The sequence below is a fragment of the Rhizobium favelukesii genome, assembly GCF_000577275.2.
Lineage (GTDB): Bacteria > Pseudomonadota > Alphaproteobacteria > Rhizobiales > Rhizobiaceae > Rhizobium > Rhizobium favelukesii.
Genome location: NZ_HG916852.1, coordinates 1379731 through 1392351 on the forward strand (window position 1 = coordinate 1379731; position 12621 = coordinate 1392351).

Annotated in this window: 12 protein-coding genes; 7 read left to right on the forward strand and 5 right to left on the reverse strand. The window is 60.7% G+C overall.

Annotated features, from left to right (window positions below; translation table 11 throughout):
* Window positions 1-55: 55 nt before the first annotated feature.
* Together LPU83_RS45195 and LPU83_RS45200 are read right to left on the reverse strand one after the other, a co-directional pair.
* Complete coding sequence (locus LPU83_RS45195) at window positions 56-1831, reverse strand: adenylate/guanylate cyclase domain-containing protein (protein ID WP_024316468.1); 1776 nt, start codon at window positions 1829-1831, stop codon at window positions 56-58.
* Window positions 1832-2026: 195 nt separating this feature from the next.
* On the reverse strand, window positions 2027-3070 hold the full coding sequence (locus tag LPU83_RS45200; protein WP_024316469.1) for an aldo/keto reductase: 1044 nt from the start codon (window positions 3068-3070) through the stop codon (window positions 2027-2029).
* A gap of 206 nt (window positions 3071-3276) precedes the next feature.
* Between LPU83_RS45200 and fabD the strand changes: the two genes are divergently transcribed.
* The 7 genes from fabD (at window position 3277) to gmk (ending at window position 9795) form a co-directional block, all read left to right on the forward strand.
* Window positions 3277-4221, forward strand: a complete 945-nt coding sequence (gene fabD / locus LPU83_RS45205) for an ACP S-malonyltransferase (RefSeq protein ID WP_024316470.1) — start codon at window positions 3277-3279, stop codon at window positions 4219-4221.
* A gap of 29 nt (window positions 4222-4250) precedes the next feature.
* Window positions 4251-4988: a 3-oxoacyl-[acyl-carrier-protein] reductase gene (gene fabG / locus LPU83_RS45210; protein WP_024316471.1), complete on the forward strand. Its 738-nt coding sequence runs from the start codon at window positions 4251-4253 to the stop codon at window positions 4986-4988.
* Window positions 4989-5278: 290 nt separating this feature from the next.
* Complete coding sequence (locus LPU83_RS45215; protein WP_003547058.1) at window positions 5279-5515, forward strand: acyl carrier protein; 237 nt, start codon at window positions 5279-5281, stop codon at window positions 5513-5515.
* 94 nt (window positions 5516-5609) lie between these two features.
* On the forward strand, window positions 5610-6872 hold the full coding sequence (gene fabF / locus LPU83_RS45220) for a beta-ketoacyl-ACP synthase II (RefSeq protein ID WP_037070218.1): 1263 nt from the start codon (window positions 5610-5612) through the stop codon (window positions 6870-6872).
* 117 nt (window positions 6873-6989) lie between these two features.
* Complete coding sequence (gene mltG / locus LPU83_RS45225; protein WP_024316473.1) at window positions 6990-8225, forward strand: endolytic transglycosylase MltG; 1236 nt, start codon at window positions 6990-6992, stop codon at window positions 8223-8225.
* A gap of 15 nt (window positions 8226-8240) precedes the next feature.
* Window positions 8241-9128: a YicC/YloC family endoribonuclease gene (locus LPU83_RS45230; RefSeq protein ID WP_024316474.1), complete on the forward strand. Its 888-nt coding sequence runs from the start codon at window positions 8241-8243 to the stop codon at window positions 9126-9128.
* 4 nt (window positions 9129-9132) lie between these two features.
* Window positions 9133-9795, forward strand: coding sequence for a guanylate kinase (gene gmk, locus LPU83_RS45235; protein ID WP_024316475.1), 663 nt, complete (start codon window positions 9133-9135; stop codon window positions 9793-9795).
* Here the strand turns inward: gmk and rsmA are convergent.
* Genes rsmA through LPU83_RS45250 form a run of 3 tightly spaced genes read right to left on the reverse strand, consistent with a single transcriptional unit; the run spans window position 9792 to window position 12600 of the window.
* Window positions 9792-10619 (reverse strand): 16S rRNA (adenine(1518)-N(6)/adenine(1519)-N(6))-dimethyltransferase RsmA, encoded by an 828-nt coding sequence (gene rsmA / locus LPU83_RS45240; RefSeq protein WP_024316476.1) that lies wholly within the window; start codon window positions 10617-10619, stop codon window positions 9792-9794. The two genes, gmk and rsmA, sit on opposite strands and share 4 nt — an antisense overlap.
* Window positions 10619-11644 carry a 4-hydroxythreonine-4-phosphate dehydrogenase PdxA gene (gene pdxA / locus LPU83_RS45245; RefSeq protein ID WP_037069214.1) on the reverse strand — a complete coding sequence of 342 codons (1026 nt, stop codon included), beginning with the start codon at window positions 11642-11644 and terminating at the stop codon, window positions 10619-10621. The genes rsmA and pdxA overlap by 1 nt, the downstream gene beginning before the upstream one ends.
* A gap of 5 nt (window positions 11645-11649) precedes the next feature.
* The gene (locus LPU83_RS45250) at window positions 11650-12600 is read right to left on the reverse strand and encodes a SurA N-terminal domain-containing protein (protein WP_024316478.1); all 951 of its coding nucleotides are present in this window, start codon (window positions 12598-12600) and stop codon (window positions 11650-11652) included.
* Window positions 12601-12621: the final 21 nt, after the last annotated feature.

Consider the following 12621-nt stretch of genomic DNA (forward strand, 5'->3'; position numbering starts at 1 on the left):
CGGGTTTGCGAACAGGGCGCCTTATACGGATTTTTGGCGGAAACGCAAGGGACAGTCAGCAATGTTGTCGCTGCGCGCTCAACGACGGAAGCCCCGCCTTGCGCAGGCCGTCGACAAAATGGTCGTAGTGGCTGGGGGCGACATAAGGTGTCAGGATCTTCCAGTAATGCTCGAGATCGGCTGGCACGCTTGTCAAGATTTCCGGGATCAGCCTCTGCGCTTCCTCCTGGCGTCCGAGCTGCCCCAGGCTGGCAAGAAGCACAACGCGATTGAAATAGGCGCGGCGGAGCGAAAGACCTCGCTCGGAGTAATGCACAGCCTCTTCGTAGTTGCCCAAGTGATAGTGCGACAGCGCAATGCGGTCGAGAATGAGATAGGCCAGCGGATCGTGCGGGCTTAGCCTCGTGGCCATATAAAGGGGGTCTAGAGCTTCGACAAAGTGACCGTTGAATATCCGCGCCCAGCCGAGAGCCATATGCGCGAGGGCAAAATTGGGATTGAGGTCGATCGCCTGCTGGGCGGCCTCAATCGCCGCCGGCGCGTTATGGGCTACGAAATGCGCAAGGCACATCGCGTAGTGCGAGTAGGGGTCACGCGGGTCGAGCGTGACGGCGCGCTCCGCCTCTATTCGCAGTTCGGTGCTGTCCCTGTCCACGTCGTCGCTGAAACCATGGAAGCATCGGGCGTAGAGTGAGCGGGCAAGCATCATATGGGCGCGTGCGAAATCGGGATCGAGCTCGATCGCGCGGCGGTGCCAGGCAATGGCTTCGATGAAATGCTCGACGGTATCCTGCGCGTTATGGAGCCAGGTGCCGCGCATATGGCTCTCATAAGCGTCGAGATTGTCCGTTGTCCTTATCAGCGCACGCCGGCTTTCACCAATGAGGATTTCCGGCTCGATTGCGCCGACGACATTCTGGGTCAGTTCGTCCTGAATGGCGAAGATATCGGATATTTCCCTGTCGTAGCGCTGCGCCCACAGGTGAACGCCGCTTTCGGCCTCGATCAGCTGCCCGGTGACACGGACGCGCGTCCCGGACCTGCGGACACTTCCCTCGACGAGGTAGCGGACGCCGAGATCACGTCCGATCTGCTTGACGTCGACGGCGCGCCCCTTATAGGCGAACGATGAGTTTTGGGCGATGACGAAAAACCAGCGGTAGAGCGAGAGCGCCGTGATGATGTCCTCGGTCAGGCCATCGGCAAAGAACTCCTGCTCCGGGTCGTCAGACATGTTGACGAAAGGCAGCACGGCGATTGAGGGCTTGTCCGGAAGTCTGAGCGGTCCACCGAGCGCGCCCGTTTCCACCGGGTCTTCCCGGCCCCAATGGACCCGATGCACTGGCACCGGGCGAGGAATGTTCTTCAGCGTGCGGTCGCCCATCGGCACGAGGGGAAAGTCCAGCTTTCCCTCGATCTGCTCGCGCAACCCGCCGGAAATGCAGATTCCGGAAGGCAGCGCTACCTCCTGCAGACGGGCTGCAACGTTCACTCCGTCGCCAAGCAGGTTCTCCCCGGAGACGACGACATCGCCGAGATTGAGCCCGAGACGGAATTCCATCCGCCGGTCCGGCGGCAGGTCGGCGTTGCGTCGATGAAGCGCGCGCTGGATCGCGACCGCAGCGCGAACGCCTTGTACGGCGCTTGGGAATTCCGCAACGACGCTGTCTCCGGCGCTGCCGAAGACCCGTCCTCCATGCTCTCGTACGAAATCGCCGATCGTAGCGGTGTAGATGCTCAGCGTCGCAAGCGCATCTTCCTCGTTGGCTGCAACGAGGCGGCTGTAGCCGGCAACGTCGCCGGCAAGGATGACTGCGAGCTTCCGTTCCACGGTATAAGCGCTCCTGTGGCGCTGCCAGAGCCTTATAAACCTAGCTGAAATGCGCAAAACGGAGAAGCAGAAATTGATGGCCGGGCGAAGTCACCGAAACTTGTCGTTGCAAGTGCCGGCGAAAGCCGCACGGCTTCCATGCGGAGTAACGATCTGGCCAGGGAAGGCCAGATCGTTGTGCGTCGTCTGACAGCCCTAGATCGGCATCGGGTACTGGCGGTGAACTTGCTCGATTTCAGCCAAAACCTCGTGTGACAGCTTGAGGCTGACCGAACTTATGTCCGTATCGAGTTGCTTCATCGTCGTCGCGCCGATAATCACGGATGCCATGAAGCGGCGGCTCAGGCAGAATGCGAGCGCCATCGCACAAGGGTCGAGCCCGTGCCGTGCAGCGATATCGAGATAGGCCTTCGTCGGCGCTTCCTGCAAGGGCTGCAAACGGCCGCCGATGTCGCCGTTGATCGATCCGCGCGAGCCCTCCGGCTTGGCCCCGTCGACATATTTACCGCTGAGGATGCCGCCGGCGAGGGGAGAGTAGGCGAGCAGACCGACGTCCTCATGATGCGACAACTCCGCCAGATCGAGATCGTAATGGCGGTAGAGCAGATTGTACTCGTTCTGGATCGTCGCGACGCGCGGCAGATCGAGCTGTTGGGAAAGCGATAGATATTTTTGCGTGCCCCAGGTCGTCTCGTTGGAGAGACCGAAGGCGCGCACCTTGCCCTCCTTCACCAGTTCGCCCATTGTCTCGAGGATTTCGATGACATTGGCGAGCGCCTTCGCGCGGTCCTGCTTGAAGGGATCGTAGTGCCAAGCCTGGCGGAAATGGAAATGCCCACGGCTCGGCCAGTGAATCTGGTAGAGGTCGATGTAGTCCGTCTTCAGCCGCTTCAGGCTCGCCTCGATCGCCAAGCGAATGTTGTTGGCATCGGCGCCGTCGCCGTCGCGAATATAGGAGCGGCCGGGACCCGCGACCTTGGTGGCCAGTACGATATCCTTGCGCTTGCCAGTCTTCTGGAACCAGCCGCCGATATATTCTTCCGTCAGCCCCTGCGTCTCCACCGAAACCGGTGTGGTTGGATAAAGCTCGGCCGTGTCGAAGAAGTTGACGCCTTTCTCGACGGAATAGTCCATCTGCCCATGCGCCTCGGCCTCCGTGTTTTGCGTGCCCCAGGTCATGGTGCCGAGGCAGATTTCGGACACGGAAATATCCGTGCGGCCAAGTTCCTTGTATTTCATCTGAAAGCCTTGAAGGTGATCTGGAAAAGAAAAGGTCTGGAAGGACGGCGCAAATCTAGACCGGAATTGTGCAAGCGCAAGAGGCAAAACCTGGCTTTCTCGCCGCCGCAAAAGCCTTGGAACGCGGGCGTCCGGCACTTGACTCTCTGACAAAGAATGTCAATTGGAGGCAAAACACTCAAAGGCCCATATAAAAGGGACGCAGGATGACCATCGCTTTCACATTTCCGGGGCAGGGCAGCCAGGCTGTCGGCATGGGCAAGGATCTTGCCGAGAATTTCGCCGAGGCACGCGCCGTCTTCCAAGACGTCGACGAAGCTCTGGGCGAGAAGCTCTCCGAGACCATGTTCAACGGTCCGGAGGACACGCTGACGCTGACCGCCAATGCACAGCCGGCGCTGATGGCGGTCTCGATGGCCGTCATTCGCGTCCTGGAAGCCAAGGGTGTCGATCTGGAGGCGAAGGTCTCCTACGTCGCCGGCCATTCGCTCGGCGAATACTCCGCGCTTTGCGCCGCCGGTACCTTCTCGCTTGCAGATACCGCGCGCCTGCTGCGCATTCGCGGCAATGCCATGCAGGCTGCCGTACCGGTTGGCGTTGGCGCGATGGCTGCCATCATTGGCCTCGAACATGCCGATGTCGTCGCCCTGTGCGAAGAGGCTTCGGCCGTCGGCTCCTGCCAGGTTGCCAACGACAATGGCGGCGGCCAGATCGTCATTTCAGGCGAGAAGGCAGCCGTCGAGAAGGGCGCCGCGATTGCGAGCCAAAAGGGTGCGAAGCGCGCAATCCTGCTCCCGGTCTCCGCTCCTTTCCATTCTTCGCTGATGGCGCCCGCTGCTGAAGCAATGCGTGAAGCGCTGGCGGGTGTGAAGAAGTCGAACCCGGTCGTGCCCTTGATCGCCAACGTGCGTGCCGCACCGGTGACCGACGCCGACGAGATTGCCAGGCTGCTCGTCGAGCAAGTCACGGGCCAGGTCCGCTGGCGCGAGACGGTTGAATGGTTCGCGGCCAATGGCGCTACGACGCTTTATGAGATTGGCTCAGGCAAGGTCCTGACTGGCCTCGCACGCCGCATCGACAAGACCGTGAACGGCATTGCCGTCAATACGCCTGCCGATATCGATGCGGCCGTTGCCGCTCTGATGGCATGATTGATTTAACGATTACAAGGAACGCTTCCATGCTCGATCTTTCCGGCCGCAAGGCTCTCGTTACCGGCGCATCCGGCGGCATTGGCGAGGAAATCGCCCGCATCCTTCACAAACAGGGCGCCATCGTCGGCCTGCACGGAACGCGTGTCGAGAAGCTCGAGGCGCTGGCGAATGATCTCGGCGATCGCGTCAAGATCTTTCCGGCGAACCTTGCAGACCGCGACGAAGTCAAAGCACTCGGAGTCAAAGCCGAGGCCGATCTCGAAGGCCTCGACATCCTCGTCAACAACGCCGGCATCACCAAGGATGGCCTGTTTGTTCGTATGAGCGATGAAGACTGGGATAACGTCATCGAAGTGAACCTGACGGCGATGTTCCGCCTGACGCGCGAGCTGACGCATCCGATGATGCGGCGCCGTTATGGCCGCATCATCAACATCACCTCGGTCGTTGGCGTTACCGGCAACCCAGGTCAGGCGAACTACTGCGCCTCCAAGGCAGGCATGATCGGCTTCACCAAGTCGCTGGCTCAGGAGATTGCAACCCGCAACGTCACTGTCAACTGCGTGGCGCCGGGCTTCATCGAGTCCGCCATGACCGGCAAGCTGAACGACAAGCAGAAGGAAGCGATCATGGGAGCGATCCCGATGAAGCGCATGGGCACGGGCGCCGAAGTTGCCTCCGCCGTCGCCTATCTCGCCTCGTCGGAAGCTGCGTATATGACTGGCCAGACGCTGCACGTAAACGGCGGCATGGCCATGATCTGAAACGGGAAACTGCCTTCCGGGCAGATTTTCCCCGCAATAGCGTGTTGACCAACCCGATGGGGTTGATTTTCTGGCTTTGCGGCAGACTTAAACCGTGTTAAGCGGGCCATGACTGTGAACAGTCTCCCGAGAAAGCAGACGGACCGGCGGGCTTTTGTGCAGGCCTGGGACATTTCTGGTAGCCGGGGTCAAAGAGTTTGCCGAGGTGGCTTCAAGGGGCGCCGCAGGCTGAAACAGGGTAGGGATGTCACAAGGCATTCTGATCAGGACATAAGGTCGAGGAAACCGACATGAGCGATATCGCAGAACGCGTAAAGAAAATTGTTATTGATCATCTTGGCGTCGATGCCGACAAGGTTGTCGAAAGCGCCAGCTTTATCGACGATCTGGGCGCAGACTCGCTCGATACCGTCGAACTGGTCATGGCGTTCGAAGAAGAATTCGGCGTTGAGATTCCGGATGACGCTGCTGACTCGATCCTGACGGTCGGCGATGCCGTAAAGTTTATCGAAAAGGCTCAGGCTTAATCCTGAGCATTTGAGAAAGAGGGCGGACCCGGAGTCCGCCCTTTTTATTTCTGGCATGGTTCTCCAAGAACATAAAAGGCGGGGAATGCAGTCGATGAGACGGGTCGTTATAACAGGTACCGGTATGGTATCGCCCTTGGGATGCGGAGCGGAAGTGACGTGGTCCCGCTTGCTTGCGGGTCACAACGGCGCCCGCCTGGTCACTGAATTCGAAATCGACGACCTCCCCGCAAAGATCGCCTGCCGCATTCCGGTTGGTGACGGCAGCGACGGCACCTTCAATGTCGACGACTGGATGGAGCCCAAGGAACAGCGCAAGGTCGATCCCTTCATCATCTACGGCATGGCAGCCGCCGACATGGCGCTGAACGATGCGAACTGGCATCCGCAGACGGACGAAGAGCAGGTCTCGACGGGCGTGCTGATCGGCTCCGGCATTGGTGGCATCGAAGGTATTGTCGAAGCCGGCTATACGCTGCGCGACAAGGGCCCGCGCCGTATTTCTCCATTCTTCATTCCCGGCCGTCTGATCAACCTCGTATCCGGCCAGGTATCGATCCGTCACAAGCTGCGTGGGCCGAACCACTCGGTGGTCACGGCATGCTCGACCGGCGCGCACGCGATCGGCGACGCAGCCCGTCTCATCGCATTCGGCGATGCCGACGTCATGGTCGCGGGGGGCACGGAGTCCCCCGTCAGCCGCATCTCGCTGGCCGGCTTCGCCGCCTGCAAGGCGCTGTCCACCCAGCATAACGACAATCCGACCAAGGCATCGCGTCCATACGATAAGGACCGCGACGGCTTCGTCATGGGTGAGGGCGCCGGCATCGTCGTTCTCGAAGAACTGGAACACGCCCAGGCGCGTGGCGCCAAGATCTATGCCGAGGTCGTGGGCTATGGTCTTTCCGGTGACGCCTATCACATCACCGCCCCGTCAGAGGACGGCGAAGGCGCGCAGCGTTGCATGACGATGGCGTTGAAGCGCGCCGGCTTGACGCCCGCGGATATCGACTACATCAACGCGCATGGCACATCGACGATGGCCGATACGATCGAACTCGGTGCCGTCGAGCGCCTGGTCGGCAATGCGGCCTCCAAGATCTCGATGTCGTCGACGAAGTCTGCGACGGGCCACCTGCTCGGTGCGGCCGGTGCGATCGAGGCGATCTTTGCAACGCTTGCCATTCGCGATAACGTTGCGCCTCCGACGCTCAATCTCGACAATCCTGAGCGCGAGAGCGCAATCGATCTCGTTCCGCACAAGGCGCGCCAGCGGGAAATCAACGTCGCGCTGTCGAATTCTTTCGGATTCGGCGGTACGAATGCATCGTTGGTGCTGCGCCGCTACGTCGCTTGAGTGCAGGCGTTGACGTCCTGACGGTGGGGCTGCACCACGCGCGGCGTGGCCCTACCTGCATTTTGCCGCATTGCTTAGCAAGAAGCGGGACTTGAGGCCAAGTTTAGAGGATTGCCGGTGAGCGATACGAACCACAGCAACGGGACGATCGGCGAGGAAAGCCAGCAGACGCAGAGCGGGCCGATTATTCCCAAGTCGCCGAGCGAGGCGCTTCGGCCGGAACGAGTTCCCGAGCCGCCGAAGCGCTCGAAGAAGGCGCGCAGCCAGGTTATCATTTTCCTGAACTTCGTGATGACGCTTGTCGTGCTCGGCTGCGCAGCCGCCGTCTTCCTTTTCTATTACGCGATCTCGTCCTACCAGAATCCCGGTCCCCTGGAGACAAATACGAATTTCATCGTACGAAGCGGCGCCGGCGTTGCTGAGATCGCCGCAAGCCTCGAACGCAACAACATCGTGTCGGACGCACGTATCTTCCGTTATCTCACCACGACGCATCTTGATGACGGCGAGAGCCTCAAGGCGGGCGAGTACGAAATCAAGGCGCATGCTTCCATGAACGACATCATGGAACTGCTGAAATCCGGAAAGTCGATCCTGTATTCCGTCGCGTTTCCGGAAGGCCTCACAGTCCGCCAGATGTTCAATCGTCTGAACGAGGATAGCGTGCTGGAAGGCGACCTGCCGACCGTCGTGCCTGCCGAAGGAAGCCTGCGTCCGGATACCTACAAGTTCTCGCGCGGCACGAAGCGGGCCGAGATCATCGAGCAGATGGCTGCGGCACAGCAGAAGCTTGTCGACCAGGTTTGGGACAAGCGCGACCCGTCGCTGCAGCTCAAGTCAAAGGGCGAACTGATCATCCTTGCTTCGATCGTCGAAAAGGAGACCGGCGTTCCGGACGAGCGCGCCCATGTGGCTTCCGTCTTTCTCAACCGGCTGGACAAGGGGATGCGCCTCCAGTCCGATCCGACGATCATTTACGGGCTGTTCGGCGGCGATGGAAAACCGGCGGATCGCCCGATCTATCAATCAGACCTCAAGAAGGAAACGCCCTTCAACACTTATGTAGTCAAGGGCCTTCCCCCGACGCCGATCGCCAATCCGGGCCGAGACGCGCTGGAGGCTGTCGCCAATCCCTGGAAGACGCAGGATCTCTATTTCGTTGCCGATGGTTCCGGCGGGCATGTCTTCGCAACGACGCTCGAGGAACACAATGCCAACGTCAAACGCTGGCGTCAGCTGGAAGCGGCCAAGGGTGCCGATCCCAATATTGTCGTTGACGGACAGCCTGAAAGCCAGACGCAGTCGGATGCGCCTGCCGCGCCGGCTGCCCAGAAGAAAAAGAAAACGAACTGATTTTCGGAGGCTTGCATGGCTTTGCAGTCCATGACCGGTTTTGCACGGTGTGAGGGCACGAGTGGCCGCTGGCGCTGGGCGTGGGAACTGCGGTCGGTCAACGGCAAGGGCCTGGATCTGCGCTTGCGGCTCCCGCCGGGGCTGGAGCGCATGGAGAATGATGTTCGCCGCCTTGCCGGCGAGCGCTTCAGCCGCGGCAATATGCAGGCGTCGCTTTCCGTCTCTGCCGGCGTGAGCCGCATTGAAACCGTCCTCAATCAGGAAGCGCTCTCCGCCGTGCTCGCCTTGCGTGACCAGCTTGGCGGCATCATCGATCCCGCGCCATTGCAGTTGGATACTTTGCTCGCCATCCGCGGCATCATCGAATTCCGTGAGACCGAAGACGGCGACGAAGCGATCGCAGCGCGCGATTCCGACATTGTCGAAGGCCTGATCACGGCCCTTGCCGACTTGCGTCAGATGCGCGAACTGGAGGGTGCCGCATTGTCGCGTGTCCTTCTGGACCATATCGCCACGATCGAAGGATTGACGCAGACCATCGACCGTGACCCCTCCCGCTCTCCGCAAGAGATTGCTGGCCGACTGGCTGCGCAAGTCGCCTTGCTGATGGATGGTTCGGGAAAGCTGGATCGCGACAGGCTGCATGCGGAAGCCGCGTTGTTGGCCACCAGGGCGGATCTTCGCGAAGAGATCGACCGCCTGAAGGCGCATGTGGTTGCCGCCCGCGACCTGCTCAGCAAGGGTGGTCCCGCCGGGCGGAAGCTCGATTTCCTTGCACAGGAATTTAACCGCGAATCGAATACCATCTGCTCGAAGTCGAATGTCGCTGCGGTCACGGCCGCCGGCATCGAGCTGAAAGTCGCTATCGACCAGTTCCGCGAGCAGGTCCAGAATCTGGAGTAGACCAATGAAACCGGCGAAAACCGCGCCCATCCCGATAGCCCGCCGCGGTCTCATGCTTGTCATCTCGTCGCCATCGGGCGCCGGGAAGTCGACGATCGCTCGCACCCTGCTGGAAACGGACAAGCAGATCGGTTTGTCCGTCAGCGTGACCACGCGCCAGCGCCGGCCAAGCGAGATTGAGGGCATCCACTACCATTTTAAGTCGGTCCGCGAATTCGAACGGCTGCGCGATGCCGACGAATTGCTGGAGTGGGCCGAGGTGCACGGCAATTTCTATGGCACGCCGCGGGAGCCCGTTGAGCAGGCGATGGCAGACGGCCGTGACATGCTGTTCGATATTGATTGGCAGGGCGCACAGCAGCTTCAGGACAAGATGTCCGCCGATGTCGTGTCCATCTTTGTTCTGCCGCCGACGATGACGGAGCTTCAGTCCCGCCTGCATCGCCGGGCCGAGGACACGGAGGAGGTGATCGCGACGCGTCTCGCCAATTCGCGCTCGGAGATCGGGCATTGGCGGGAGTACGACTACGTCATTATCAATGACGATTTGAACACTGCTTTCGAGGCGGTGCAATCGATCGTTCGTTCCGAACGGCTACGCCGCGACCGGCGCCACGGCATGTTTGATTTCGTCACAAAGCTGCTTGAGGAAACGCCGGCTCTTTAAAGGCTGTTGGCAAGCAGGCAGAACTCGGCGACCGACAGCGTCTCGGCCCGCCGTTGCGGGTCAATGCCCACCTTGTTGAGCAAGGCCTCGCCGCCGAGGGGCTTGAGGCTCTGGCGCAGCATCTTGCGACGCTGGCCGAAGGCCGCGTGGGTGACCTTTTCCAGATCAGCGACAGAGCAGGGGATCGGGTTCTCGTTCGGGGTCAGATGAACGACCGTCGACGTCACTTTCGGTGGCGGTGTGAAGGCCTGCGGCGATACATCAAACGCCATATGCGCCTTCGTGCGCCATCCGCAAAGCACGCCAAGACGTCCATAGTGATCATCCTCTTCGGTCGCGACGATGCGCTCGCCGACTTCTTTCTGGAACATCAGCGTCAGCGATTGCCAGAAGGGAGGCCACTGTTTCGGCAGGATCCAATTGACCAGAAGCTGCGTGCCCACATTGTAGGGCAGGTTAGCGATGATCTTCACCGGACCTTCTGGTGGCAGAGCTTCGAAGTCCGTCTTCAATGCGTCGCCTTCGATCACCTCAAGCCGTCCTGGATAGTGGGCAGCAATTTCGGCGAGGGCCGGTAGGCAGCGAGAATCGCGCTCGACGGCGATCACTTTCTTTGCGCCGAGCGCCAGAATGGCGCGCGTCAGGCCGCCCGGGCCCGGGCCTACTTCGAAAACCGTGACGTCTTCCAGCGAGCCGGCCGTTCGCGCAACCTTTTGCGTCAGGTTGAGATCGAGCAGAAAATTCTGGCCGAGCGCCTTCCGTGCATCAAGGCCATGACGTTGAATGACATCGCGAAGGGGCGGCAGCCCATCCAAGGCAGCCATCAAAGGCGCCCTTCCACAGTGCGTCCAAGGTGGCCGGCGAGCTTCAGGGCTGCGACGAGGCTGCCTTCACGTGCAAGTCCCTTGCCGGCAATGCCGAAGGCGGTACCATGATCGGGCGAGGTGCGCACGAAGGGCAAGCCAAGGGTGACGTTGACAGAATCGTCGAAGCCAAGCGCCTTGGCCGGTATCAGCGCCTGGTCGTGGTACATGCAGATTGCGACGTCGTAACGCGCCCGGGCCTCGTCGTGAAACATGGTGTCGGCGGGCAGGGGCCCGATCGCATTGATGCCTTCGGACCTAAGGAACTGGATGGCCGGCTTAATGATCGCCTCATCCTCCTTGCCGATCGTGCCGTCTTCGCCAGCGTGCGGATTGAGACCGGCTATCGCGAGCCGCGGCTGCTCGATCCCGAAGCGACGCCTAAGGTCGGCATCAGCGATCCGGCAGGTCTCGACGATGAGTTCCGCCGTCAGCGCCTGAGGCACGTCCTTGAGGGGAATATGGATTGTGACCGGAATGGTGCGCAGCTTTGGACCGGCGAGCATCATCACCGGCATAGCTGCTTGTCCCGTCGCTCGGGCGGCGAGATCTGCCAGAAATTCGGTGTGTCCCGGGAAGGGGAAGCCGGACTCGTAAAGCACCGACTTGGCGATTGGATTGGTGACGACGCCAAGGGCTTCACCTGAAATCGTCAGCGAGACGGCTGTTTCGATCGCAGCGATCGTGGCCTTCGCTGTTGCGACGTGGGGCTCGCCCGCCACAACCCCGATGCCTGCAGCTATGGGAAGCACGGGGAGGGCATCGGCAAAGACGTCATTGGCGTTGGCACAATCGGTCTCGCGAATGGCAACCGTCAGGCCCAGCAGCTTGGCACGCAACGCCAGCACATCAGGGTCGCCAATGAACACGAACGGAGGGAGCCCGAGCTCCCTGCGCCGCATCCAAGCCAGCAATGTGATGTCGGGGCCGACACCGGCCGGATCGCCCTGGCTCAGCGCGAGTGGGCGCGAGAACGAAATCGCCATCTTGCTCAGGGGCGCATGATCTGCGCCTTCTTGCGCAGCTCTTCGAGATATTTCTGGGCGTTGGGGTTTTCAGGAGGTGCGTTCTTGCCTGCCTTCGCCTTGTCGAGGTCTTCCTGGCGGAACACCATTTCCGCTGCCTGGTCGTCGGACACCTGACGCTGGCTGCATATGGCTATATATTCCACACCCCTGTCGGTCACGCGCGTCGCCGTCGTGTTGCCCTTTGCCTGTTCGACGAGCGGCTTCCACTCTGCCGGAAGTTCGGGAGCCATAACGCGGCCGAGGTCGCGTACCGATACGTCGCGCATCGTTGCGGCAAACACCTTAGCCTGCTCGCAACCTGGATACTTCGACCGCGATGCCTCGGCTTCGCTCTTGCGCTTGCCGACGATGCCCTTCTTGCTGGCGGGGACGACGAAGATCATCTGCTGCAAAATATATTCCGTGGTTTCCGGCTTCTGCTTGTTCTCCATCATGCGGGCAACAAGGTCGGAATTCGACATATGGGCGCTCGAGCCGTAGCGCGCATTGACGAGGCGCGGCCAGCTCATCTGCACGGCAATGAAAGCCTTGAAATGAGCGACACCGACGCCGGCGCGTTCGAGAATCTGCGTCATCTGATCGGTCGTCAGCTTGTTGCCGCTCGCAAACCGCGCGAACGATGCATCGACGTCGTCCTTGGAAACCGACATGCGCACGCGCGCGATTTCCTGCTGCTTCAGTGCTTGGTCGACCAGCTGTTCTTCGGCGGCCTTCGCATCAGCCTTCTGGTGCTGCAGCCGGAGGAATGCCTGGCGCTTGGCGACATCACCGCTGGTTATGGCCGTGCCGTTGACGACCACTCTGACTTCGCTTGCTGCAAAAACTGATCCCGTCTGCGGTGAGGCAAACGCTGCCAACATTGCGAAAGCCGCGCCGGCAATCATTGTTTTGACGGTTCTTTTGGCGCCAATCATCTATCGACCCTTCCCATTGAC